Below are 23,626 nucleotides of genomic sequence, written 5' to 3'. Positions count from 1 at the left end.
GGCTCAGGCGGCCTCGGCCTGCAGCTCGGACTTCAGGTAGGCCGCGGCCTTGTCCGGGTCCATGAAGAAGTCCGCGTAATCGCGTGGATCGTCGAAGCCGTTGACGATGCGCCGCGCCACCGCGGGCATCGCGCCGGCCGCGCCCAGCAGCTCCAGCACGTGCGGCGGTGGAGGCTGCAGCATGGCATTGGTCCAGTTCACCACGTGCTGGGCGTACTGCCAGTAGTCGTCGAAGGCCGCCTGCATGAAGGCCGCGTCGAAGGGCGCTGTGCCCCTCGCCAGGATGGCGCGCTGGTACGCAAGGGCGCACTTGGCGGCGTTGTTGGAGCCCTGGCCGGTGATCGGGTCGTTCAGGCACACCACGTCGCCCATGCCGAGCACGATGCGGCCCGAGGGCAGGCGCCCGACCGGGCGGCGCACGGTCGGTGCAAAGCGTCCGGCCAGGATGCCGTTGTCGTCCGTGAGGCGCAGGTCGCGGCAGCGCTCGGCCTCCCAGGGCACGAAGGTGTCGAGGATCCATTTCGACTTGGCCAGGTGCTCGGCCGGCGTCCGGACCTCGGCCCAGCAGTCCATCGGGCCGCCGGGGAGGCCCTCGAACACCATGATGTCGCAGGGCCCCGTGATGCTGAGCGCCGGGAACACGAAATACTCGCCCACCCCCGCGATCAGGTTGAAGTTGACGGCCGAGTAGGCGGGCCGCGGCACCATGCCGTGCACGTAGGTCAGCGCAAGCGCACGCTGCGGCTTGTCGAAGGGCGAGCGCTCGGGGTCGCGCTCGAACAGCTGCGCGATCTCGCCCTTGCCGGCCGCGACGATCACGAGGTCCTGCTCCTGCGTCCAGTGCTCGAGCTCGGCCACGCCGGCTTCCTGGAACAGGATCTCGCCGCCGCGCTCGGCGAACAGCTTCATCCAACCGGGAATTTTCACGCGCTGATCCACCGACTGCGCGATGCGGTCCAGCCGGTGCGCCCAGTCCACAATCTTCTCGCCCTGCCGTTCCAGGTGCGGGATGCTCAGGCCGATGCCTTCCACCGGCGGACACCCCTTCGCCCAGAAATCGATGCCGAGCGTGCGCTCGATCTGCAGGCTGCTGCCGAACATGCACTGACTGGACATGACCTTGCCGGTGCGGATGTCATCGGCGCTCCGGTTGGACACCAGCGTGACCTGCACGCCCTGCTGCTGCAGGCCGAGCGCGAGCTGCAGGCCGGACTGGCCGGCGCCGACGATCATGATGCGGCGCGGGGCCGCGGCGGAAGAAAGAACGTTCATGGCTTGCCTCTCTCACTCTCAGGATGGAAGGATCGACCTCAGGCGGCCAGCTTGGGGATCGCCGGCTCGTACGATTCCGGCCCCATGGCCGAATAGCCGCCGTCGGCGGCCCAGTCCGCGCCCGTGACGAAGGAGGCCTTGTCCGAGCACAGGAACACCACCACATGGCCCACCTCCTCCGGGTTGCCTACGCGGCGCAGCAGATGGAAGGGCCGGGCCACCGCATTGGTCCTGGCGCGGTCGCCGCCCGTCAGGCGGTCCATCACGGCAGACCAGGTCCAGCCCGGCGACACCGAGTTGACGCGGATGTTCATCGGCGCGAGGTCCATCGCCATGCTGCGCGTGACCTGCACCAGCGCGGCCTTGCTGACCGGGTAGAGCCAGCGCCCGGTCTGCGCGACCTTGGACGAGATCGAGCTGAAGTTCACGATCGCGCCGCCGCCGGCCGCCTGCATGTGCGGCACCACCGCGCGCGCCATCATCACGGCGGACACGAGGTTGACGTCCAGCGCCTGCTGCCACTCGGCGCGGGGCGAAGCCAGGCCGTTGTCGGTGTAGCTGCAAGCCAGGTTGACCAGCGTGTCGATGCGCCCATGACGCGTCAGCACCGCATCGACGCAGGCCTCGATCTGCTCGTCGCGCGTCAGGTCGGTGGCCACGAAGTCGGCACCGAGATCGCGCGCCACGGCCTGCCCGCCCTCGGCATCGATGTCGGCCAATACCACCCGGGCGCCGGCATCCCGGAAGCACCGGGCGACGCCCGCACCGATGAGGGTGGCGCCGCCGGTGATGAGCACTGTCCTGTCGCGCAGATCCGCTGTCATGGGGTCACTCCTGTTTGTCAATCGCATTCGGATACTCTAGATTTCGCGCAGCCGCCGCCCAATCCGGATTGCGCGGCCACTATCCGCAAAACGAATTTCTTTCAGCGACCCTTCGCATGGAACGCGCCGCGACGAGCACCCTGCTGCCCCTGTCGGCCTTCGCACGGATCGACACCCCCGAACTGGATCAGGCCCGGGACGAGGTCGCGCGCATCTTCTGCCCGCACCGCCTGAGCCTGGGGCACGGCTCGGAGCGCTTCGATGCGCGCCACCACGTCGCGCCGCTGACGGAGATCTCGCTCAACTACGTGCAGTACGGCGCCGAGGTCGACATCGACCCGGGCTGCCTCGGCGACTTCTACCTGCTGCAGATTCCACTGGGAGGCCATGCCGACATCCGCTGGGCGGATCGCGACTTCGTCTCCGACCCGCACTGCGCCTCGCTCGCCTCGCCTAGCCGGCCGCTGCGCATGCGCTGGGCCGATGCCACGCCGCACCTGATCGTCAAGCTCGACACCGCCGTGGTCGAGCGGCACTGGGAGGCTCTGACCGGCCAGCCGGTCGGCGCACGGCCGCTGGAGTTCGAGCCCGCCGTGCCCATCGACCAGGGCGCAGGCGCCAGCGTCAGGCATCTCGTCGACTTCCTGGTCCAGGAGCTCTCCTGCGGGCGCACCCTGCTGACCACGCCCTTCCTGGTGCAGGCCGAAGCCGCCCTCACCCACACGCTGCTGAACCAGCTGCCGCACAGCCTCAGCGCCCGCCTGCTGGCAAGGCTGCCGGAGGTATCGCCACGCGCGGTGCGGCGAGCGAAGGAATACATCGAGGCCCACCTGGGTGACGCCATCTCGGTGGACCACATCGCGGCGGCCAGCGGCCTGTGCGTGCGCAGCCTGCAGGCGGCTTTCCGTCAATACACCGGGCAGACGCCGATGGCCTTCCTGAAGGCGCTGCGCCTGCAGGCCGTGCATCGCGTGCTTCGGGAGGCTGCGCCCGGCACCACCGTCACGGCGGTGGCCCTCCAGTACGGCTTCGCCCACCTGGGACGCTTCGCGCAGGATTACGCGCGCCGCTTCGGCGAGTCGCCGCACCACACCCTGTCCAGGCATTGACGGGCCGCCTTGCCTCATTTCATAGAATCTCCGCCCGGTGTGTGCGCCTGACGGTTGTGCGAATGCCATGCGCCCCCAACTGACGAAGCCATGGCCACCAAAAAGCAGGACACCTCCTCCCGGATCGCGGACAACAAGAAAGCCGCCTACAACTACTTCTTCGAAGAGCGCTTCGAGGCCGGCATGGTCCTGGAAGGCTGGGAGGTCAAGTCCCTGCGAGAAGGGAAGGTGCAGCTGACCGACGGCTACGTGGTGATCCGCGACGGCGAGCTCTTCGTCATCGGCTGCCAGATCAACCCGCTGAAGTCCGCCTCGACGCACGTCAACCCGGACTCGGTGCGCACCAAGAAGCTGCTGCTGCACAAGGAGCAGATCCGCCGCCTGGTCGGCAAGGTCGAGCAGAAGGGCTACACCCTGGTCCCGCTCAACCTGCACTGGAAGGCCGGCAAGGTGAAATGCGAGATCGCGCTGGCCAAGGGCAAGGCCGAGCACGACAAGCGCGACACCATCAAGGACCGCGAAGGCAAGCGCGAGGTCGAACGCGCGATGAAGAGCCGCAACCGCTGAAGGAACCCTTTCCCATGGCCGCTCAACCGCTCGACGCCGAGCGCACCAACCCGCTCGAAGGCGGCCCCAGCTTCTCGCTGCGCAACCGCCTGCTGCGCGCGGCCTGGAACATCAGCTGGGCCCTGCTGGCCTCCTGGACGCCGCCGCAGATGCGCTTCTGGCGCCGCTTCCTGCTCAAGCTCTTCGGCGCGCAGCTCGGCGAATCGAGCGACGTGCGCGGCAGCGCGCGGGTCTGGTATCCGCCCCACCTGCACCTGGCCGACCGTGCGCTGCTGGCCGAGCGGGTCAACTGCTACAACATGGCGCCGATCACGCTGGGCCGGGCTGCGCTGGTCTCGCAGGGGGCGCATCTGTGCGCCGGCACACACGACATCGCGTCGGCCACTTTTCAGTTGACGGCCAGCCCGATCACCATCGGCGCCGGCGCCTGGATCGCGGCCGAAGCCTTCGTCGGGCCCGGCGTGGAGGTGGGCGAAGGCGCCGTGCTGGGCGCGCGCGGTGTGGCGTTCCGGTCGCTCGACGCCTGGACGGTCTACGGCGGCAACCCGGCCAAGGCGCTCAAGCCGCGGGTGCTGCGCAGCGAGCGCTAGATCTTTTTTTTGCGGCACGCGGGAATAAACTGCAGCGCCCAGGCGTTTGTGCTGCAGCGATGGATTCACGTGCCCTCATCGACCATATCCCCAGCCTGCGCCGCTACGCGCGCGCGCTGACGGGCGATGCCTGGGCCGCCGACGACCTGGTCCAGGACACGCTGGAGCGCGCCTGCCACAAGTGGCAGCTCTGGATTGTCGGAAGCGACCTGCGGGCCTGGCTGTTCACCATCATGCACAACGTGTTCGCCAGCCAGGCCCGGCGCGCGCCGCCGCGCGCCACGGTGGACATCGACGAGCTGGCACCCCAGTTGCCGGGCGCCGAAGGCAGCCGCGACCGTGCCATCGACCTGCAGCGCTGCCTCATGCTGCTGCCCGAGGAGCAGCGTGCCGTGCTGCTGCTGGTGGCGCTCGAAGACCTGTCCTACGCGCAACTGGCCCGCGTGCTGAACATTCCCCTGGGGACGGTCATGTCGCGCCTGGCGCGTGCGCGGGTGCGCCTGCAGGACCTGATGGAAGGCGCGCCGCCGCCGGCCGCCGGCCGGCCGGGCCTGCGCCGTCTCAAGTGAAGCGCATCGCCATGAAGCCGCCCACCGCCCTGCCACCCGACACCGACCAGCCCGCCTGGCGGGCGCAGCGCGACGCGCTGCGCCGGCTGCACGGCGAGGTGCTCGACGAACCCGTGCCGCCTTCGCTGCTGGCCGCGGCGGAGCAGGTCGCGGCGCGCCAGGCCCTGCACGCGCGCTGGATGCGCTGGGGCGGCATCGCGGCCAGCCTGCTGGCGGCCTTCGGCATCGGCTGGCTCAGCCATCTCGAATGGCAGACGCAGCGCAGCGAGCCGGCGCTGGCGGTGGCGCCCGCGGCACGCGAGTTCGTCCGTGCCGCGGCGGTGGCCCATGCGGTCTATGCGCCCGAGAAGCGCCATCCGGTGGAGGTGGCAGCCGCCGAGCAGCAGCACCTGGTGCAGTGGCTTTCGAAGCGGCTCGACCGCCCCCTCAAGGTGCCGGATCTGTCGGCGCAGGGCTACGCGCTGGTCGGCGGTCGTCTGCTGCCGGGCAGCGAAGGGGCGCGGGCACAGTTCATGTTCGAGCGCGGCGACGGTGAGCGGCTGACCCTCTACATCGGCAGCCTGGACCGGGAAACGCAGAAGGCAGCGTCGGCGCCGGCCGGGGAAACGGCATTCCGCTACTCGGCGGAGGGGCCGGTGCCCAGCTTCTACTGGATCGATCAGGGATTCGGCTATGCACTCGCAGGCGCGCTGCCGCGGGAGACGCTGCTGGGGCTGGCCGACGCGGTCTACCGCCAGCTTTGAAGACGATTGTTCAACCCAAGGAGAAAACTCAAATGAAACTGCTCAGCGCCTCGATCCTCGCGGCCGCCCTACTCGCCGGCTGCGGCGGCATGTCGACAACGGCATCGGCGCCGGACACCCCGACCCGCACCGCCGACGGCGTGCTGATCGGCCCGACCGGCATGACGCTGTACACCTTCGACCGCGATGCGGCCGGCAGTGGCAAGTCCGCCTGCAACGGCCCCTGTGCGACCAACTGGCCGCCACTGATGGTCGCCGATGGTGCCAAGCCGATGGGCGCCTACACCATCGTCATGCGTGACGACGGCAAGCGCCAGTGGGCCTACAAGGGCTGGCCGCTCTACTACTGGGCCAAGGACACCAAGGCCGGCGACAAGACCGGCGACGGCTTCAACAACGTCTGGAAGGTCGCGCGGCCCTGATCGACCCCCGGGGGCGCGGCGCTCAGCAGCGCCCCTTCTTGGCCTGCCCCGGGGGGCAGTGATGACCACCATGATGGTCGTCGTCGTGGTGGCGATCATGGCGGTGGCCCCGGTCCTCATGCCTGTCCCTGCGCTTGCCGGCATGCTTCCAGCCGGGCTCCACCCAGCGCCAGCCACCGTCGGCACGCACCCATCGACCTGGTGCGTACGCATAGTCCGGCCGCGCCCGCTCCCAATACCCTCCGCGCCATGCATAGGCGTTCTGGTTCCATTGCCAATGGCCCGGCGCCCAGACGTAGCCCGCGCGCGGCGCCGGCACGACTTCATAGCGCGGCGCCGGTGGCGCCACCGTGACGAGGCCCGGCACGTTGATGTTCACCTGCACCTGGGCCGAGACGCCCATGGAGGCCGTGGCTGCCGCAGCAGCGAGGACGAGAGCGGAAAGTCGCATCAATAAAACTCCCTTCGAGTGGAAAATCTAGAGAACGCGCCGGCTGTGCGGCCCGTGGTCGGTGAAAGCCCCGATGCTAACGGGGCCGCGGCATGGGTACTTCGGCCGTGCGCCGGCCTCGCAACCCCAGCCATTCGTTGAACACCAGCGCCACGATCACCAGCGCGCCGCCGGTCAGCACGCTCGGCGCGGGTTCCTCGCCCGCACCCAGCCAGGCCAGGGCGATGCCGAAGATGATCTCCAGCAGCGCCAACAGCGCGACCTCGGGGGCCTTCAGCACGCGCGCGCACAGCACCGACAGCACGCAGGGAATGGCAAGCTGGAACACGCCCAGGAAGGCCAGCAGGCCCACATCATGCGCATTCGCCTGGAAGGGCCAGGCGAGCGGCAACGTCAGCAGCGAGGACATGGCGGCGCCGATCAGCACGGAAGGCACCAGGTCCACGTCATGCCCCTTCGCGTGGGCATGCTGCACCACGGTCCAGTTGCAGGCGCCGGCCAGCGGCACGCACAGCGCTACCAGCGTACCGGCCAGCAGGCCTTCGCCGAGCTGGGTGCCGTACATCCAGCCGATCCCGATACCGGCCACCACAATGGCCGCCCAGGTGCGCGCCGGCAGGCGGTGGCCGATGAAGAGGCGCGCCGCCAGGGCCGTCAGGAGTGGCCCCAGCGCCATGGTCACCAGCACGTTGGCCACGCTGGTGAGCGTGAGCGCGACCATGAAGGCAGTGAACATCACGCACCAGCAGACACCGGAAATCCAGAGCGCGCTGCCGCCCGAGCGGATCCTGGCGAACACCGCCCGCCCCTGCCAGGCCGGCAGGATCACGAGCAGGGCCGCGAAGGTGAAGAAGCTGCGCCAGAAGGTGATCTCGAAGCTGCGCGCATGTTCGAGGTGACGCGTCACCACGCCCGCCGTGGCCCACATCAGGGTCACGACGACCATCAGCCAGACGGCCCGCCCGTGGGCGAGGCCTGTCCTAGGCGGTTGTTTCGCGGCTGGCGCGCTTGCGCTCATGTTCCTTCAGGTAGCGCTTGCGCAGGCGCACGCTCTTCGGCGTGATCTCGACCAGCTCGTCGTCCTCGATGAATTCCACGCCGTATTCGAGTGTGAGATCGATCGGCGGGGTAATCTTGATCGCGTCTTCCTTGCCTGACACGCGGAAGTTCGTGAGCTGCTTGGTGCGTGTGGCGTTGACGACCAGGTCGTTGTCGCGGCTGTGGATGCCAACGATCATGCCCTCGTACACCGGATCGTTGGCCCGCACGAACATGCGGCCGCGATCGTCCAGCTTGCCCAGTGCGTAGGTGAAGATCTCGCCGTCGTCCATCGAGATCAGCACACCGTTCTTGCGGCCGCCGATCTCGCCCTTGTGCGGCTCGTAGCTGTCGAAGATGTTCGAGATCAGGCCCGAGCCGCGCGTCAGGTTCAGGAACTCGTTGGTGAAGCCGATCAGGCCACGCGCCGGAATGCGGTACTCGAGGCGCACGCGGCCGCGGCCGTCCGGCTCCATGTTGACCAATTCGCCTTTGCGCTCGCCCAGCGCCTGCATCACGCCGCCCTGGTGCTGGTCCTCGATGTCGGCGGTGACCATCTCGATCGGCTCATGCTTGACGCCGTCGATGTCGCGGAACACCACGCGCGGCTTGGACACCGCCATCTCGTAGCCTTCGCGGCGCATGTTCTCCAGCAGGATTGTGAGGTGCAGTTCGCCGCGCCCCATGACTTCGAAGACGCCCTCTTCCTCAGTCTCGTTCACCCGCAGGGCCACGTTGTGTTGCAGTTCCTTCTGCAGGCGGTCCCAGATCTGGCGGCTGGTGACGAACTTGCCCTCGCGGCCGGCCAGCGGGCTGGTGTTGACGCAGAAGTTCATCGTCAGCGTCGGCTCGTCGACCTTGAGCATGGGCAGCGGTGCCGGGTTCGTGGGATCGGTCACGGTCACGCCGATGCCGATGTCGGCAATGCCGTTGATCAGCACGATCTCGCCCGGGCCGGCTTCGGTGGCCTGCACGCGCTCCAGCCCCTGGAAAGTCAGCACCTGGTTGACTCGGCCCTTGAAGGACTTGCCGTCAGGGCCTTCCATCACAACCACGTCCATCATCGGGCGGATGGTGCCGGCGTTGATGCGGCCTACGCCGATGCGGCCCACGAAGGTCGAGAAGTCGATCGCCGAGATCTGCAACTGCAGCGGCGCATCCGGATCGCCGGCGTGGGCCGGCACGTGCTCGAGAATGGTGTCGAAAAGGGCCGACATGTCGGGGCCCCACTGCTCGCCCGGCGCGCCCTCTTCCAGCGACGACCACCCGTTGATGCCCGAGGCGTAGACCACCGGGAAATCCAGTTGCTCGTCCGTCGCACCCAGCTTGTCGAACAGGTCGAATGCGGCGTTGACCACGTGGTCGGGGCGCGCGCCCGGCTTGTCGACCTTGTTCACCACCAGGATCGGCTTGAGGCCCAGGGCCAGGGCCTTCTTGGTGACGAAGCGGGTCTGGGGCATCGGGCCCTCCTGGGCGTCGATCAGCAGCACGACGCCGTCCACCATGCTGAGGGCGCGCTCCACCTCGCCGCCGAAGTCGGCGTGGCCGGGGGTGTCCACGATGTTGATGTGCATGCCCTTCCAGGTCACGGCACAGTTCTTGGCCAGGATCGTGATGCCGCGCTCTTTCTCGATCGCGTTGTTGTCCATCACGGTGTCGACGACTTTCTCGTGTGCGGCGAAGGTGCCGGATTGGCGCAGCAATTGGTCGACCATCGTGGTCTTGCCATGGTCCACGTGGGCAATGATGGCGATGTTGCGGATCTGGTTGGTGCTCATGGTGTGGCTTCGGTCAAAAGTGTCTGCTGGATTTCGATGGGGTTCAGCAAGCGCCCCGGGATGAGTTCGCCGCCCTTGACGTGGGCGGTACCAAGGAAGGCGCGCGGCGCCTGGCCGAAGACGGCGACCTCCGCGGCATCGGACCAGCCACCGCGACGGCGCAGGCCCGAGAGAAAGCGTGCCGCATCTTCGGCGGCCAGCGTGACGCTCGTGTGGCTGGCCAGCAGCGATTCGGTGGGCAGCAGGCGGGCGAGGCGCTCCGCCTCATCCATGGCCTCGAGCGCATGCAGCGTCACGCATTGCGAGGCCTCGAAACCGCCGGTGGCGACGCGGCGCAGCGCGGTCAGGTGGGCGCCGCAGCCGAGCGCCTCGCCAATGTCCTCGCCGAGCGTGCGGATGTAGGTGCCCTTGCTCACGGTCGCGCGGATGCGGATGCAGTCGTCCGGCATGGCGGCGATCTCGAGCGAATGGATCACCACGTCGCGCGGCGCGCGCTCGACCTCCACGCCCTCGCGAGCGTACTCGTAGAGCGCCTTGCCGTCCTTCTTGAGGGCGCTGTGCATCGGGGGCACCTGGCGGATGGGCCCGGTGAACTGCGCCTGGACGCGCGCCAGGTGCTCGGCCGCAACGGCGACCGGCCGCGTGGCGATCACCTCGCCCTCGGCATCACCGGTCGAGGTCCGCACGCCCAGGCGCGCGATGGCCTCGTAGGTCTTGTCGGCCTCCAGGTGCAGCTGGCTGAACTTGGTCGCCGCACCGAAGCACAGCGGCAGCACGCCGGTCGCCAGCGGATCCAGCGTGCCCGTGTGCCCTGCCTTCTCGGCGCGCAGCAGCCATTTGGCCTTCTGCAAGGCCTGGTTGCTGGACAGTCCCAGTGGCTTGTCGAGCAGCAACACCCCATGCACAGGGCGCCGCTGCACCCTGGTGCGTGGCGCGTTCATCCTCAGTCTTCTTTGGAACGGGAGGCGACGGCCTGCGCGATCAGCGCATTCATGTCGGCAGCGCGCTCGGTGGTGCGGTCGAACTGGAAGTGGAGCGTCGGCACGGTGTGGATGTGCAGGCGCTTGAAGAGGCCGTTGCGCAGGAAGCCCGCCGCCTGGTTGAGCGCCTCGGTGGTTTCCACCGGGTCGCCCTTGAGCAGGCTGAAGAAGACCTTCGCATGGGCGTAGTCGGGCGTGACCTCCACGGCCTGGATGGTGACCATGCCCACCCGCGGGTCCTTCAGCTCGCGCGCGATCAGCTCCGTCAGATCACGCTGGATCTGGTCGGCGACCTTGAAGGCGCGGTTGGGGACGGCGGCTTTTCTCTTGGGCATGGCCAGCATCACAGGGGCCGCTTACAGCGTCCGCGCGATCTCCTTGATCTCAAAGAATTCGAGCTGGTCGTTTTCCTTGATGTCGTTGTAGTTCCTGAGCTTGATACCGCACTCGAAGCCTTCGCGCACCTCGCGCACGTCGTCCTTCAGGCGCTTGAGCGACTCGATCTCGCCAGTGTAGACAACCACGTTGTCGCGCAGCAGGCGGAAATGCGCATTGCGCGTGACATAGCCCGAGGTGATGTAGCTGCCGGCGACCGTGCCGATCTTCGAGGCCACGAACACGGTGCGGATCTCGGCCGAGCCGATGACCTCTTCACGCCGCTCTGGCGCCAGCATGCCTGCCATCGCCGTCTTCAGCTCGTCCACCGCGTCGTAGATGATGCTGTAGTACTCGATGCTGACGTTGTTGCCTTCGGCCAGGCGACGCGCGCCGGCATCGGCGCGCACGTTGAAGCCGATGACCGTGGCCTTGGAGGCAATCGCCAGGTTGATGTCCGACTCGCTGATGCCGCCCACCGCCGCGTACACCACCTGCACCTTGACCTCGTCGGTCGAGAGCTTGAGCAACGATTGCGCGAGCGCTTCCTGCGAGCCCTGCACGTCGGCCTTGATGATGATCGGCAGCGTCTTGACCTCGCCGGCGCCCATTTCCGAGAACACGTTCTCGAACTTGGCGGCCTGCTGCCTGGCCAGCTTGGTGTTGCGGAACTTGCCCGCGCGGTAGGTCGCGATCTCGCGCGCGCGGCGCTCGTCGCCCATCACCATGAACTCGTCGCCGGCCTGCGGTACCTCGGTCAGGCCCTGGATCTCCACCGGGATCGACGGGCCTGCGGCCTTGGTCGCCTTGCCATCCTCGTCCAGCATGGCGCGCACGCGGCCATAGGTCGAGCCGGCCAGCACCACGTCGCCGATCTTCAGCGTGCCGGACTGCACCAGCACGGTCGCGACCGGGCCGCGGCCCTTGTCCAGTTGCGCCTCGATCACCAGGCCCTTGGCGGCGGCATCCACAGGCGCCTTGAGCTCCAGGACCTCGGCCTGCAGCAGCACCTGCTCGAGCAGGTCGTCCACGCCCTGGCCTGTCTTGGCCGAGACCGGCACGAAGGGCGTGTCGCCGCCGTACTCTTCGGGCACCACCTCCTCGGCCACCAGTTCCTGCTTGACGCGGTCGAGGTTGGCGTCGGGCTTGTCGATCTTGTTGATTGCCACCACGATCGGCACCTTGGCCGCCTTGGCGTGGCTGATGGCTTCCTTGGTCTGGGGCATGACGCCGTCGTCCGCCGCCACTACCAGGATCACGATGTCGGTCGCCTGCGCGCCGCGGGCACGCATGGCGGTGAAGGCCTCGTGACCCGGGGTGTCGAGGAAGGACACCATGCCGCGCTCGGTCTGCACGTGGTAGGCGCCGATGTGCTGCGTGATACCGCCGGCCTCGCCCGCCGCGACCTTGGTGCGGCGGATGTAGTCCAGCAGCGAGGTCTTGCCGTGGTCGACGTGGCCCATCACGGTCACGACCGGCGCGCGCGGCAGAGCCTCGGCCTGCTGCGCCGACACGTCCTCATCGGTGAAGGCTTCCGGATCGTCCAGCGCCGCGACGACGGCGCTGTGGCCCATTTCCTCCACGATGATCATCGCGGTGTCCTGGTCCAACGACTGGTTGATGGTCGCCATCTGGCCCAGCTTCATCAGCTGCTTGATGACTTCCGAGGCCTTGACCGACATCTTGTGCGCGAGCTCGGAGACCGTGATGGTCTCGGGCACGTGCACTTCGATCACGCGCTGCTCGACCACCGGCGCCGGTGCGCGCTCTTCCTGGCGATCGTTGCCCCGACGGCCACGCGGACCGCCGCGCCAGTTGCTGCGGCCCACGCCGCCGCTGGCGTCGCCGCGGGTCTTGATTTCCTTCTTCTTGGCGGTGTCGCCGGCCCAGCTCGAGGAGAGCTTGGCCGATTTGACTTCCTTGCCCGCGCCGGCGCCCGCAGGTGCCGGTGCTGCGCCGGGGGCCGGCGCCACGGTGCGCGTGCCGGGGCCTGTGGGCTTGTGCAGGGTGCCCTTCACGCCGGCCTTGGCCTCGACGGGTTTCTCGGGCGGCTTGGGCGGCGTCAGGACGCGCGCTGGCGCGTTCATCATGGCGCGGATGGCCTCGGCCTCGGCCAGGGCCTTGCGGCGGCGCTCGTCGAGGTCGCGCGCACGGGCGGCTTCCTCATCGGCGCGGGCCTTCGACTCGGCTGCAGCCTTCGACTCCGCCGCAGCCTTCGATTCGGCTGCAGCCTTGACCTGCGCTGCGGCTGCGGCTTCGGCCGCGGCCTTGCGCTCGGATTCGGCCGGACTCTCGTCGGGCGCGTCGGGCGCGCCCTCGGTCACGGCGGTCGCCGCCTTCTCGGCGGCAGCCTTGGCACGGGCCGCACGGGCCTGCTGCTCGGCTTGTTCGGCAAGCGCCGCGCGCTCGCGCTCGCGTGCCTCGGCTTCCTCGCGCTGGCGGCGCTTCTCGGCCAGCTCTTCCTCCTGGCGCCGGATCAGCTCGGCCTGGCGGCGTGCGTCCTCTTCGCGGCGGGCGAGCTCGGCTTCATCGATCCGCGGGGCAGCAGGCGTGGCCACCGTCGCGGCCGGCGCGGGCGCCGCTGCCTTCACCGGTTCGGGCGTGGCCGGGTGGCCGTCGTCGCGCTGGATGAAGGTGCGCTTCTTGCGCACTTCGACCTGGATCGTGCGCGCGCGTCCCATCGCGTCGGCCTGCTTGATCTCGGTGGTCGACTTCTTCGTCAGCGTGATCTTCTTGCGTTCAGGCTCGACCGTGCCATGGCTGGCCTTCAGGAAGCCGAGCAGACGCTGCTTGTCCGCCTCGGTCAGCGCGTCGGTGACGGCGGCCTTGGGCACGCCCGCGCTCTTGAGCTGGTCAAGCAGGGTTTCGGGAGTCTTCTTGAGCTCGTTCGCGAACTCGGCGACAGTGGTACTGGACATATTGCTTTCGTGCCTCCATGACCGTCACTCTTGGCCGGCGAACCAGTGTTCGCGGGCTTTCAAGATCAGGTTCTTGGCTTCATCGGCGCTCTGGCCGGTGATTTCGGTGAGTTCGTCGACCGCGAGGTCGGCCAGGTCGTCGCGGGTGTGCACGCCCGCCTCGGCCAACTTCGGGATCAGGGCGGGGTCGAGGCCCTGCAGATCGCGCAGGTCCTGCGAGACGCTCTCGACGTTCTCCTCCCGGGCGATTTCCATGGTCAGCAGCGCATCCTTGGCGCGCGCGCGCAGCTCGTTGACCGTGTCTTCGTCGAAGCTCTCGATCTCGAGCATCTCGGAGATCGGCACGTAGGCCACCTCCTCCAGGCTGGTGAAACCCTCGGAGATCAGGATGTCGGCGATTTCCTCGTCGACGTCGAGCTTCTCCATGAAGAGCTTGCGGCTGGCGTCGGTCTCGCTCGCCTGCTTCTGCGCCGACTCGTTGGCGTCCATGATGTTGATCTTCCAGCCGGTCAACTCGGAGGCGAGCCGCACGTTCTGGCCGCCGCGGCCGATCGCGATCGCGAGGTTCTCCTCGTCGACCACCACGTCCATGGCGTGCTTTTCCTCGTCGACCACGATCGAGCTCACATTGGCCGGCGCCAGGGCGCCGATCACGAACTGGGCCGGGTCCTCGCTCCACAGCACGATGTCCACACGCTCGCCGGCCAGCTCGTTGGTGACCGCGTTCACGCGCGTGCCGCGCACGCCGACGCAGGTGCCGATCGGGTCGACACGCTTGTCGTGCGAGAGCACGGCGATCTTGGCGCGCGAGCCCGGGTCGCGGGCGCAGCTCTTGATCTCGAGCAGGCCCTGCTCGATCTCGGGCACTTCCTGGCGGAACAGCTCGATCATGAACTCCGGCGCCGCGCGGGACAGGATGATGGGCGCGCCGCGCAGCGTCAGGTCCACTTCCATGATCATGGCGCGGACGCGGTCGCCGTTGCGCAGGTTCTCTTTGGAGATCATCTCGCTGCGGCGAAGGCGGCCTTCGACGCGGCCGGCCTCGACGATGATGTCGCCCTTGTCGAGGCGCTTGACGGTGCCGGTGAAGATCTTCTCGCCGCGCGACATGAAGTCATTGAGCAGCATTTCGCGCTCGGCGTCGCGGATCTTCTGCAGGATGACCTGCTTGGCGGCCATGGCCCCGATGCGCCCGATCGGCACCGACTCCACCGATTCCTCGATGTACTCGTCGACCTCGATGTCGGGCATCTCTTCCTTGGCCTCGAACAGCAGGATTTCCTGGTCGGGCAGCTGCAGGCCGGCCTCGTCGGGCACCACGTGCCAACGGCGGAAGGTTTCATAGTCGCCACTGTCGCGATCCACCGCCACGCGAATGTCCACCTCACCCTGGTAGAGCTTCTTGGTGGCTTGCGCCAGGGCGGACTCGACCGCACCGAAGACGACGTCGCGCTCGACATTCTTCTCGCGCGAGATCGCATCCACCAACATCAACATTTCGCGATTCATGCCACCACTCTCCTTGTTCATTCCGACGCCTCTGCGTCGGACTTGGGCCTGCGCCCCTTGAAATCCACGATCGGGGCGAGCCGCGCCTCACGCAGTTCGTCCAGAGCGAAGCCCAGCGCCTGCTTCGGGGCGGGCGCGCGCTTCCTGCTGATCTTCTGGCCGGGCTTCGGCGCCGCCTTGCCTTCGGGCTCCTGGCTCCAGACGATCTGCCAGCCCCGCGAGCCATCGGCCCCTGCGACGCGCTCCAGCGTGCCGCGAAATTTCTTGCGGTTGGCCGCCACCTGGCCGCCTGCGGCGGCGCCCATGGGCGCCTTCAGCGTGATGTCGATCACCTCGCCGGCGAAACGTTCGAAATCCTGCTCATTGCGAAGCGGCCGGTCAATCCCCGGCGAGGAGACCTCGAGCCGCTTGTAGTCGACGGCCTCCACCTCGAGCGCGAACTGCAATTGACGGGTGACCTTCTCGCAATCCTCGACTGTCACGAAAGCCTCCGGCGCCCCATCCGACGTGGGGCCGCTCCAGGGCAAATCAATCGTGACGCGCAGCAGTCCTCCGGCCGAGCGTTCGATCTCGACCAGGTCGTAGCCGAGCCCGGCCACGGTTCGTTCCACTGTCTGCTGCAATGCCACGTGTCTGAGTGCGCCTTTTGTGGTTGTCCGAGGCGCCGCCCGCCCGGCGCCTCAAGAAATGCGTCGACCAATAAAAAACGGGCGGTAAGTACCCGCCCGTTTGGTCGTGAGTCTCAGATTATATGCCAAATGCGCGAGGAAGCACGGCTTTCTACACCGCCGGCGCGCTCTGCAACTGCCTGGCGCGCCACCAGACCCAGCAGAACAGCAGCGCCCCGGCTGCCAGCGTGGCGGCGGCCACCAGCAAGGGCACGGTGAAGGAACCGGTGCGCTGGGCCAGCGGCGCGGCGAACAGCGGCCCGAGGATCTGGCCGACGCCATAGGACGCGGTGGCGTAGCCGATCAGGCCGGCGGCGGCGTTGCCGCGCAGGCGCCGCGCATCCCGCATCGCGAACAGGGTGATCGCGGTGAACGGCACGCCGATGAGCAGGCTGCCGAGCAGGAAGCCGCCGATGGTCGGCCAGGCGACCGACAACAGAACGCCGAACGCCTGCAGCGCGTAGGCCGCAGCCAGGAGCAGCCGGTTGTCCCACTGGATGGGGGCCCGCGCGCCGATCAGGGCGCCTGGCACCACCGCCAGGCCGAGCAGTGGCCAGAAGAAGTCCGGCCAAGAAGAGCCCGGCAAGGCCTGCCGCGCGATGACCGGCAGGAAGGTCGCGGTGATGATGTAGCCGAAGCCGGCCAGGCCATAGAGCGCGACCAGCCAGCGCGCGTCGCTGCGGGCGGCGGCAGAGTCGGGCACTCCCGCCGCGGCCCCAGCGGCGGGCGCCGCGGCGTGGACATGAGCGCCATCCCCGAAGATGCGCCAGACCCCCGCGATCAGCACCAGCGACAGCAGCCCGAAGCCGATCCAGCCGGCCTCCGAACCCCAACGCCCGATCGCCCCGCCCAGCAGGCCGGTGACCGCGATGCCGATACCTGGCCCGGTGTAGATCACGCCCTGCAGCGTCGGCGCGTGGGTCTCGGCCAGCCGGCGCAGACCCCAGCCGGAGGCGAAGACGAAGGTCCAGGCGCTCATCACGCCCGCAGCGGTGCGCAGCAGCCCCCAGAAGGTGAAGTCGTCCCAGAGGCCCATGCCCAGCAGCAGCGCGGCGGTGGCAACCAGCCCGCCGCGCACCATGGTCGGTGCCTCGACCCGGATCGCTGCGCACGACAGCGCCCCCAGGAAATAGCCGAGGTAGTTGAGCGAGGCCAGCAGCCCGCCCTCCTGCAAGTCCAGCTTTCCTTCGTGCAGCATCACCGGCAGCATGGGCGTGAAGGCAAAGCGGCCCAGCCCCATCGCCACCGCCAGGGCCACCATGCAAGCCAGCGCCGCGCGCCAGGCGCCGCGCCGGTCGCTTCCGATCATCGACATTCAGGGCGTTCCGTTTTCTTTCAATCAGCCAACGGCCGCCGCCACCAGCTTCTGCGTGTAGGGATGCTCGGGCGCATCGAGCACCCGCAGGGCTTCGCCGGCCTCCAGGATCGCGCCGTCCTTCATGACGATGACTTGGTGCGCCATGGCACGGATCACCTCGACGTCGTGCGTGATCAGCAGGTAGCTCAGGCCACGCTCGCGCTGCAGGCGCTGCAGCAGGCCCAGCACCTGCTTCTGGATGGTGACGTCGAGCGCGCTGGTGGGTTCGTCCAGCACCAGCAGGCGCGGCTCGACGATCAGGGCTCGCGCGATCGCCAGCCGCTGGCGCTGGCCGCCCGAGAACTCATGGGGGTAGCGGTCCAGCAGCGCCGGAAACTGCACCTCGGTCAGGCCGACATCGGCCAGCGCCGCCAGCGCGCGAGTGCGCCGAGCCGCTCCATCCAGCTCGGGAGCATGAACCGTCAGGCCCTCGCCCACGATCTGCTCCACGGTCATGCGGGGTGAGAGCGAGGAGAACGGGTCCTGGAACACCACCTGCATCAGCCGGCGCAGGGCCCGGTCGCCTGCGCCACTGGCGCTCCAGCGCTGGCCGGCGACGTCCAGGTTGCCGCCGTGGGGCAGCAGGCCCAGCGCAGCCAGCGCAAGCGTGGACTTGCCCGAGCCCGACTCGCCGACCACCCCCAGCGTCTCACCCGGGCCAATGCGGAAGTCGGCCCCCTGCACCGCCACGAACTCGCCCTTGCGGAACCAGCCGGCCACGCCGGGGCGCGACACCGGGTAGCTCACCCGCAGCGCCTGGGCTTCCAGCACCGGCTCGGCCTCCTGGGCGGGCGCCTGCGGCAGTTCGCGCGCCGGCCGGCTGTCGATCAGCTTGCGCGTGTAAGGATGCTGCGGGTCGCCAAAAACCGTGGCCACCGCGCCCTGCTCCACGATCTGCCCCTGTTCCATCACCGCCACCCGGTCAGCGAAGCGGTGCACCAGGTTCAGGTCGTGCGTGATCATCAGCACCGCCATCCGATACTGGCGCTGCAGCTCCGCCAGCAGCTCCAGGATCTGGGCGCGCACGGTGACGTCGAGCGCGGTGGTGGGCTCGTCGGCCAGCAGCAGGCGCGGCTTGCAGGCCAGCGCCATGGCGATCATGGCCCGCTGCCGCTGGCCGCCCGAGAGCTGGTGCGGGAAGGCACGTGCGCGCCGCTGGGGCTCGGGGATGCCGGTGTCGGCCAGCAGTTGCACGGCCGCCTCCTGCGCGGCGCGCCGGGGCAGCGCCTCGTGCAGCTCCAGCACCTCGGCGATCTGGTCGCCCACGGTGTAGAGCGCGTTGAGCGCGGTCATCGGCTCCTGGAAGATCATCGCGATCTCCTTGCCGCGGATGCCGCGAAGCGCACGCTCGGGCAGCGACAGCAGCTCGCGCGGACCTTCGCCCCCGCCGTTGCCGGCGAAGCGCGCGCTGCCGGAGACCTCGGCATTCAGGGCCAGCCGCAGCAGGCTCAGGGCGGTGACGGTCTTGCCCGAGCCCGATTCTCCGACCAGGGCCAGCTTTTCGCCCGGAGCGAGGTCGAAGTCGATGCCATGCACCACGGCCTTGCCGCCGAAGGCGACGCGCAGGTCCTTCACCGACAGGAGGGAAGCACCGCTCACAGGTCCGCCTTCCGCGGATCGAGCGCGTCGCGCAGCGCATCGCCCATGAAGGTCAGCAGCATCAGCGTGAGCACCAGCACGGCGAAGGTGGAGATCGAGATCCACCAGGCATCGATGTTCGCCTTGCCCTGGTTCAAGAGCTCGCCCAGCGAGGGCGTGCCAGGCGGTACGCCCAGGCCCAGGAAGTCGAGAGAGGTCAGGGCCAGGATCGCCGCGCTCATGCGAAAGGGCAGGAAGGTCACGACCGGTGTCATGCTGTTGGGCAGGATGTGGCGCCACATGATCTGCAGGTTGCCCACGCCCAACGCCCGCGCCGCGCGGACGTAGTCCATCTGCCGGTTGCGCAGGAATTCCGCGCGCACGTAGTCCGCCAGGCCCATCCAGCCGAACAGGCTCAGCAGGATCAGCAGCAGCGCGACGCTCGGGGCGAAGATCGCGCTGAAGATGATCAAGAGGTAGAGCTCGGGCATGGAGCTCCAGATTTCGATGAAGCGCTGGAAGATCAGGTCCACCTTGCCCGCGAAGTACCCCTGCACAGCCCCTGCCGCGACGCCCAGCACCGTGCCGATGGCGGTCAATGCCAGCCCGAACAGCACGCTCACGCGGAAGCCGTAGAGCAGTTGCGCCAGCAGATCGCGGCCGCGGTCGTCGGTGCCCAGCCAGTTGTCGCGCGAGGGCGCCGCGGGACTGGGTGACTTGGCGAAGTAGTTCAGCGTCTTCGGTCCGTAGGTGTTGGGCGCGTAGACCGCCCAGTTGCCGCCCTGCGTGATGCGCTCGCGGATGAAGGGATCGAGGTAGTCGGTGGGGGTTTCGAAGTCGCCGCCAAAGGTCTTCTCGGAATAGTCGCGCACCACCGGGAAGTAGTAGCGGCCCTCGTAACGCAGGACCAGCGGCCGGTCGGTCGACAGCACCTCGGCGAACAGGCTCAGGACCACCACCGCGCAGAACAGGATCAGGCTCCAGAAGCCCAGCCGGTTGCGCTTGAAACGAAGCCAGGCACGGCGGCCCGGGCTCAGGCCTGCTGCCTGCCGCACCCCGTTCGCGCGGACCGGCTCCGCGGAAGCCGGAAGCGGCACCGCGCCGAGGTCGGGACGGGCATGGGAGGGGCCGGTGGACTCAATCGAACTTGACACGCGGGTCCACCCATACGTAGCTGAGATCGCTGATCAGCTTGGTCACCAAGGCGATCAGGGTGAAGAGGTAGAGCGTGCCCAGCACGACGGGATAGTCGCGCCGGATCACGCTCTCGTAGCCCAGCAGCCCGAGGCCGTCGAGCGAGAAAAGGGTTTCGATCAGCAGCGAGCCGGTGAAGAAGGCGCCGACGAAGGCAGCCGGCAGGCCGGTGATGATCGGGATGAGCGCATTGCGGAACACGTGCTTCCACAGCACCTGCCGCTCGCCCAGGCCCTTGGCCCGCGCGGTCAGCACGTACTGCTTGCGGATCTCCTCGAGGAAGGCGTTCTTGGTCAACATGGCCGTCACCGCGAAGCTGCCGATGACCATCGCGGTCACCGGCAGGGTGATGTGCCAGAGGTAGTCGACGATGCGTGCGCCCCAGCTCATGTCATCCCAGTTGGCCGACGTGAGGCCGCGCAAGGGAAACCACTGCAGCTGGCCGCCGAAGACGACCAGCAGCGCCACCCCGAGCACGAAGCCCGGGATTGCATAACCAACCAGAATCAGCAGCGTGGTCACCAGATCGAAGCGGGTGCCGGCCCGCACCGCCTTGGCCACGCCCAGCGGCACCGCCACGCCATAACTGATGAAGAAGGTCCACAGCCCCAGGCTGATCGAGACCGGCAGCTTCTCCAGGATCAGCGTCCAGACATCCTTGTTCTGGAAGAAGCTGCGGCCGAGGTCGAAGCGCGCGAACTGGCCCAGCATCTGCCACAGGCGCTCGTGGGCCGGCTTGTCGAAGCCGTACAGCGCCTTGATCTCGGCCAGCCGCTTCGGATCCACGCCCTGATCGCCGCGGTAGTTCGAACCGCCCGACTCGACACCGCCGCGCACGCTCGCGCGCGCCTCGGCCATGTACTGTTCCACCGGTCCGCCGGGCACGAACTGCACCACCATGAAGGTCACGAGGACCACGCCCAGCAGGGTCGGAATGAAGAGCAGAAGCCGCTTGAGAACGTAGCCGAGCACCGTGCGTCCTTGTCCCTACGGTTTCTTGGACCACCAGGTCGACATGACCCAGTCCTCGCCGCCCGCGTAGGGCGGCATCGGCGCCTTGAAGGCCAGACGCCAGTCGTTGTAGACCATGCGGTGCGACATCAGGGTCCACTGCGGGATCAGGTAGTGGCTGTGCATGATCACCCGGTCCAGCGCGCGGCAGGCCGGCAGCAGCTCGGCCTTGGTGTCGGCTCGCACGACGTCGGCCAACAGCGCATCCACGGCCGGGCTGCTCACGCCCATGTAGTTGCCCGAACTCTCCGTCTTGGCCGCCTTGCTGCCGAAGATCTCGGCCAGCTGCTGGCCGGGATTGTGGGTGCCGGGGAAGTTGATGGTGGTGATGTCGAACTCGAACTTGTCCAGCCGCTGCTGGTAGAGCGCGAAGTCCACTGAAGCGAACTTCAGCGTGACGCCCAGCTTCTCGAGGTTGCGCACCCAGGGCGAGACGGTGCGCACGCCCCCTTCCTTGCTGTCGAGGTACTCGAGCTCCATCGCCTCGCCCTTGGCGTTGCGCAACGCGCCGTCGCGGTATTCCCAGCCGGCCTCCTTCAGCAGCTGCTGTGCGCGCCGCAGGTTGTTGCGCAGCGATTGGCCCGGCCCCTCGGTGGACGGCGGCTCCACCATCGGCCCGAAGACAGTGTCGGGAATCCTCCCGCGCCAGGGCTCCAGCAGCGCGCGCTCCTCGGGCGAGGGCGAACCCTCGGCGGCGCAGTCGGTGTTGCCGAACAGGTCCTTCACGCGCGGATAGCCGCCGTAGAACATCTGGCGGTTCATCCAGTCGTAGTCGAACGCCAGGCCCAGGGCCTCCCGCACCTTCGGGTCCTTCAAGCGCTCCCGCCGTGTATTGAGGACGTAGCTCTGGAAGCCGGACGGCTGCTTGTGTTGGAAGGCGTACTTGATCAGCTCGCCGGTGTCGAAGCGCTTGCCGTTGACGCGGCGCGCCCAGTCGCCGGCCGAATAGAAGGTCATCATGTCGAACTCACCCGCCTTCAGCGCCTCCAGCCGCGCGGTGTTGTCCTTGTAGATCTTGATGGTGATGCGGTCGAAGTTGCCGCTGCCGCGCTTGACGCCCAGGTCGCGCGCCCAGTAGTTGGGGTCGCGCACGTAGGTGATGTCCTTGCCGAAGCGCACCGGCCCGATCTTGTAGGGGCCGCTGCCGATGGGAATGTCCATCACGACCTGGTCGAAGGGCTTGGCCTTGCCGTTCTCCATCCCCCATCGGCGGCTGAAAACCGGCAGCGCGCCCACCACCAGCGGCAGTTCGCGGTTGGGCTTCTTGAAGCGGAAGCGAACGGTGCGCGCATCCACCACGTCGATGCCCTCCACCTCTTCCAGCAGCGTCTTGTAGCCCGGGCTGGCGTAGGGGCCGATCAGCGTGTCGTAGCTGTGCTTCACGTCGGCTGCCTCGACCGGAGAGCCGTCGTGGAAGCGCGCCTCGCGCCGCAGCCTGAAGGTGGCGCTCAGGCGGTCGGGCGCGACGCTCACGTCCTCGGCCAGCAGGCCGTAGCCGGAAGCGGTCTCGTCCATCGAACCGGCCAGGAGCGTGTCGAACAGCATGCCGGCCAGGTAGGCGGGCGGCGAACCCTTGATGGTGAAGGGGTTGTACTTGTCGAAAGTGGAGTAGCGCAGGTTGCTCACCAGGCGAAGCTCGCCGCCCTTGGGGGCGTCCGGGTTCACGTAGTCGAAGGCCCTGAAGCCCGGGGGGTACTTCAAGTCGTCCCAGAGGGCGTAACCATGCGCGGCCCAGGCGGGCATCGCACACCAAGCCAGACACAGGAGCCAGAGAACCCGCATGCGAGAATTCTGCCCAAGATTTTCACGAGGTCGCTTCATGGGCTTTCTTTCCGGCAAAAAATTCCTGATCACCGGCGTGCTGAGCAACCGCTCCATCGCCTACGGCATCGCCAAGGCCTGCCACGCGCAAGGCGCCGAGCTCGCCTTCAGCTACGTGGGCGAGCGCTTCAAGGACCGCATCACCGAATTCGCCGCCGACTTCGGCTCCAAGCTGGTATTCGACTGCGACGTGGGTGACGACGCGCAGATCGCCAAGCTCTTCGCTGACCTGTCCCAGACCTGGCCCAAGTTCGACGGCTTTGTGCACAGCATAGGCTTCGCGCCGCGCGAGGCGATCGCCGGCGACTTCCTCGACGGCCTGTCGCGCGAGGGCTTCAAGGTGGCGCACGACATCAGCGCCTACAGCTTCCCGGCCATGGCCAAGGCCGCCCTGCCCTACCTCAACGACAAGTCGGCCCTGCTGACACTGACCTACCTCGGCTCGATACGCGCGCTGCCCAACTACAACACCATGGGCCTGGCCAAGGCCTCGCTGGAGGCCTCGGTGCGCTACCTGGCCGAATCGCTCGGCCCCAAGGGCATGCGCGTCAACGGCATCAGCGCCGGGCCGATCAAGACGCTCGCCGCCAGCGGCATCAAGGGCTTCGGCAAAATTCTCTCGGTGGTCGCGGAGGTTTCGCCGATCCGCCGCAACGTGACCATCGAGGAAGTGGGCAACGTCGCCGCCTTCCTGCTGAGCGACCTGGCCAGCGGCGTGACGGCCGAGATCACCTACGTGGACGGCGGCTTCAGCCAGGTGGTCGGCGGCATCGCCGAGTAAGCGAACTGCCGGCCCGCCGGCGCCGTGCCGGCTCTGCAGAACAAGAAAAAGTCAATTCAGGGAATGACAAC

General features: G+C 68.0%; 22 protein-coding genes. 7 read left to right on the top strand and 15 right to left on the bottom strand.

Translation table 11 applies throughout. From position 1 onward, the window contains the following. Nucleotides 1-3 precede the first annotated feature (3 nt). Together A8M77_RS14095 and A8M77_RS14090 are read right to left on the bottom strand one after the other, a co-directional pair. Nucleotides 4-1,272: a styrene monooxygenase/indole monooxygenase family protein gene (locus A8M77_RS14095; RefSeq protein WP_086922133.1), complete on the bottom strand. Its 1,269-nt coding sequence runs from the start codon at nt 1,270-1,272 to the stop codon at nt 4-6. Between the two features lie 38 nt (nt 1,273-1,310). Beyond that, nucleotides 1,311-2,096: an SDR family oxidoreductase gene (locus A8M77_RS14090; RefSeq protein WP_086922132.1), complete on the bottom strand. Its 786-nt coding sequence runs from the start codon at nt 2,094-2,096 to the stop codon at nt 1,311-1,313. Between the two features lie 116 nt (nt 2,097-2,212). On the opposite strand from A8M77_RS14090, the gene A8M77_RS14085 reads away from it, so the two are divergent. From A8M77_RS14085 to A8M77_RS14060, 6 genes are all read left to right on the top strand, one after another. Beyond that, nucleotides 2,213-3,205, top strand: coding sequence for an AraC family transcriptional regulator (locus A8M77_RS14085; RefSeq protein ID WP_086922131.1), 993 nt, complete (start codon nt 2,213-2,215; stop codon nt 3,203-3,205). Between the two features lie 90 nt (nt 3,206-3,295). Beyond that, nucleotides 3,296-3,772: an SsrA-binding protein SmpB gene (gene smpB / locus A8M77_RS14080; protein ID WP_086922130.1), complete on the top strand. Its 477-nt coding sequence runs from the start codon at nt 3,296-3,298 to the stop codon at nt 3,770-3,772. 14 nt (nt 3,773-3,786) lie between these two features. Further along, entirely contained in the window at nt 3,787-4,362 is a 576-nt protein-coding gene (locus A8M77_RS14075; RefSeq protein ID WP_086922129.1) for a putative colanic acid biosynthesis acetyltransferase, read from the top strand. 59 nt (nt 4,363-4,421) lie between these two features. After that, nucleotides 4,422-4,931 carry a sigma-70 family RNA polymerase sigma factor gene (locus tag A8M77_RS14070; protein ID WP_086922128.1) on the top strand — a complete coding sequence of 170 codons (510 nt, stop codon included), beginning with the start codon at nt 4,422-4,424 and terminating at the stop codon, nt 4,929-4,931. Between the two features lie 11 nt (nt 4,932-4,942). After that, entirely contained in the window at nt 4,943-5,674 is a 732-nt protein-coding gene (locus A8M77_RS14065) for an anti-sigma factor family protein (RefSeq protein WP_192871609.1), read from the top strand. A 32-nt stretch (nt 5,675-5,706) separates the two neighbouring features. After that, nucleotides 5,707-6,096: a COG4315 family predicted lipoprotein gene (locus A8M77_RS14060; RefSeq protein WP_086922127.1), complete on the top strand. Its 390-nt coding sequence runs from the start codon at nt 5,707-5,709 to the stop codon at nt 6,094-6,096. A gap of 22 nt (nt 6,097-6,118) precedes the next feature. Here A8M77_RS14060 and A8M77_RS14055 read toward each other — a convergent pair whose 3' ends face one another. The 13 genes from A8M77_RS14055 to A8M77_RS13995 form a co-directional block, all read right to left on the bottom strand. After that, nucleotides 6,119-6,547, bottom strand: coding sequence for a YXWGXW repeat-containing protein (locus A8M77_RS14055; protein WP_086922126.1), 429 nt, complete (start codon nt 6,545-6,547; stop codon nt 6,119-6,121). Nucleotides 6,548-6,623: 76 nt separating this feature from the next. Then, complete coding sequence (locus A8M77_RS14050) at nt 6,624-7,493, bottom strand: DMT family transporter (protein WP_192871608.1); 870 nt, start codon at nt 7,491-7,493, stop codon at nt 6,624-6,626. A 34-nt stretch (nt 7,494-7,527) separates the two neighbouring features. Then, the gene (typA, locus tag A8M77_RS14045; protein ID WP_086922124.1) at nt 7,528-9,363 is read right to left on the bottom strand and encodes a translational GTPase TypA; all 1,836 of its coding nucleotides are present in this window, start codon (nt 9,361-9,363) and stop codon (nt 7,528-7,530) included. Beyond that, the gene (truB, locus tag A8M77_RS14040; protein WP_086922123.1) at nt 9,360-10,304 is read right to left on the bottom strand and encodes a tRNA pseudouridine(55) synthase TruB; all 945 of its coding nucleotides are present in this window, start codon (nt 10,302-10,304) and stop codon (nt 9,360-9,362) included. The genes typA and truB overlap by 4 nt, the downstream gene beginning before the upstream one ends. A gap of 2 nt (nt 10,305-10,306) precedes the next feature. Continuing rightward, nucleotides 10,307-10,678: a 30S ribosome-binding factor RbfA gene (gene rbfA / locus A8M77_RS14035; protein ID WP_086922172.1), complete on the bottom strand. Its 372-nt coding sequence runs from the start codon at nt 10,676-10,678 to the stop codon at nt 10,307-10,309. Between the two features lie 21 nt (nt 10,679-10,699). After that, the gene (gene infB / locus A8M77_RS14030; RefSeq protein ID WP_086922122.1) at nt 10,700-13,636 is read right to left on the bottom strand and encodes a translation initiation factor IF-2; all 2,937 of its coding nucleotides are present in this window, start codon (nt 13,634-13,636) and stop codon (nt 10,700-10,702) included. A 24-nt stretch (nt 13,637-13,660) separates the two neighbouring features. Then, complete coding sequence (gene nusA, locus A8M77_RS14025) at nt 13,661-15,145, bottom strand: transcription termination factor NusA (RefSeq protein ID WP_086922121.1); 1,485 nt, start codon at nt 15,143-15,145, stop codon at nt 13,661-13,663. 17 nt (nt 15,146-15,162) lie between these two features. Continuing rightward, nucleotides 15,163-15,774: a ribosome maturation factor RimP gene (gene rimP / locus A8M77_RS14020; RefSeq protein ID WP_086922120.1), complete on the bottom strand. Its 612-nt coding sequence runs from the start codon at nt 15,772-15,774 to the stop codon at nt 15,163-15,165. A 151-nt stretch (nt 15,775-15,925) separates the two neighbouring features. Then, nucleotides 15,926-17,128 carry a YbfB/YjiJ family MFS transporter gene (locus A8M77_RS14015; protein ID WP_086922119.1) on the bottom strand — a complete coding sequence of 401 codons (1,203 nt, stop codon included), beginning with the start codon at nt 17,126-17,128 and terminating at the stop codon, nt 15,926-15,928. Nucleotides 17,129-17,152: 24 nt separating this feature from the next. After that, nucleotides 17,153-18,769 carry an ABC transporter ATP-binding protein gene (locus tag A8M77_RS14010; protein ID WP_086922118.1) on the bottom strand — a complete coding sequence of 539 codons (1,617 nt, stop codon included), beginning with the start codon at nt 18,767-18,769 and terminating at the stop codon, nt 17,153-17,155. Beyond that, on the bottom strand, nt 18,766-19,803 hold the full coding sequence (locus tag A8M77_RS14005) for an ABC transporter permease (protein WP_192871613.1): 1,038 nt from the start codon (nt 19,801-19,803) through the stop codon (nt 18,766-18,768). Before A8M77_RS14005 ends, A8M77_RS14010 begins: the two co-directional genes overlap by 4 nt. 82 nt (nt 19,804-19,885) lie before the next feature. Beyond that, a complete protein-coding gene (locus A8M77_RS14000; RefSeq protein ID WP_086922116.1) occupies nt 19,886-20,914 on the bottom strand; it encodes a microcin C ABC transporter permease YejB in 1,029 nt (342 codons plus the stop codon). A gap of 15 nt (nt 20,915-20,929) precedes the next feature. Continuing rightward, entirely contained in the window at nt 20,930-22,696 is a 1,767-nt protein-coding gene (locus tag A8M77_RS13995) for an extracellular solute-binding protein (protein ID WP_443271204.1), read from the bottom strand. Nucleotides 22,697-22,772: 76 nt separating this feature from the next. Here A8M77_RS13995 and fabI point away from each other — a divergent pair, with 76 nt between their 5' ends. Then, nucleotides 22,773-23,555 (top strand): enoyl-ACP reductase FabI, encoded by a 783-nt coding sequence (fabI, locus tag A8M77_RS13990; protein ID WP_086922114.1) that lies wholly within the window; start codon nt 22,773-22,775, stop codon nt 23,553-23,555. Nucleotides 23,556-23,626: the final 71 nt, after the last annotated feature.

The sequence above is a fragment of the Variovorax sp. JS1663 genome (assembly GCF_002157355.1).
Taxonomy (GTDB): domain Bacteria; phylum Pseudomonadota; class Gammaproteobacteria; order Burkholderiales; family Burkholderiaceae_C; genus Variovorax.
The sequence above is the reverse complement of the archived record's forward strand: the minus strand, read 5'-3'. Positions and strand labels throughout refer to the sequence as shown.

Bases quoted from the DNA above. Each gene is read 5' to 3' on its own strand.
- A8M77_RS14095 (WP_086922133.1), bottom strand. From the start codon at position 1,272: ATGAACGTTCTTTCTTCCGCCGCGGCCCCGCGCCGCATCATGATCGTC.
- A8M77_RS14090 (WP_086922132.1), bottom strand. From the start codon at position 2,096: ATGACAGCGGATCTGCGCGACAGGACAGTGCTCATCACCGGCGGCGCC.
- A8M77_RS14085 (WP_086922131.1), top strand. From the start codon at position 2,213: ATGGAACGCGCCGCGACGAGCACCCTGCTGCCCCTGTCGGCCTTCGCA.
- smpB (WP_086922130.1), top strand. From the start codon at position 3,296: ATGGCCACCAAAAAGCAGGACACCTCCTCCCGGATCGCGGACAACAAG.
- A8M77_RS14075 (WP_086922129.1), top strand. From the start codon at position 3,787: ATGGCCGCTCAACCGCTCGACGCCGAGCGCACCAACCCGCTCGAAGGC.
- A8M77_RS14070 (WP_086922128.1), top strand. From the start codon at position 4,422: ATGGATTCACGTGCCCTCATCGACCATATCCCCAGCCTGCGCCGCTAC.
- A8M77_RS14065 (WP_192871609.1), top strand. From the start codon at position 4,943: ATGAAGCCGCCCACCGCCCTGCCACCCGACACCGACCAGCCCGCCTGG.
- A8M77_RS14060 (WP_086922127.1), top strand. From the start codon at position 5,707: ATGAAACTGCTCAGCGCCTCGATCCTCGCGGCCGCCCTACTCGCCGGC.
- A8M77_RS14055 (WP_086922126.1), bottom strand. From the start codon at position 6,547: ATGCGACTTTCCGCTCTCGTCCTCGCTGCTGCGGCAGCCACGGCCTCC.
- A8M77_RS14050 (WP_192871608.1), bottom strand. From the start codon at position 7,493: ATGGTCGTCGTGACCCTGATGTGGGCCACGGCGGGCGTGGTGACGCGT.
- typA (WP_086922124.1), bottom strand. From the start codon at position 9,363: ATGAGCACCAACCAGATCCGCAACATCGCCATCATTGCCCACGTGGAC.
- truB (WP_086922123.1), bottom strand. From the start codon at position 10,304: ATGAACGCGCCACGCACCAGGGTGCAGCGGCGCCCTGTGCATGGGGTG.
- rbfA (WP_086922172.1), bottom strand. From the start codon at position 10,678: ATGCCCAAGAGAAAAGCCGCCGTCCCCAACCGCGCCTTCAAGGTCGCC.
- infB (WP_086922122.1), bottom strand. From the start codon at position 13,636: ATGTCCAGTACCACTGTCGCCGAGTTCGCGAACGAGCTCAAGAAGACT.
- nusA (WP_086922121.1), bottom strand. From the start codon at position 15,145: ATGAATCGCGAAATGTTGATGTTGGTGGATGCGATCTCGCGCGAGAAG.
- A8M77_RS14015 (WP_086922119.1), bottom strand. From the start codon at position 17,128: ATGTCGATGATCGGAAGCGACCGGCGCGGCGCCTGGCGCGCGGCGCTG.
- A8M77_RS13995 (WP_443271204.1), bottom strand. From the start codon at position 22,696: ATGCCCGCCTGGGCCGCGCATGGTTACGCCCTCTGGGACGACTTGAAG.
- fabI (WP_086922114.1), top strand. From the start codon at position 22,773: ATGGGCTTTCTTTCCGGCAAAAAATTCCTGATCACCGGCGTGCTGAGC.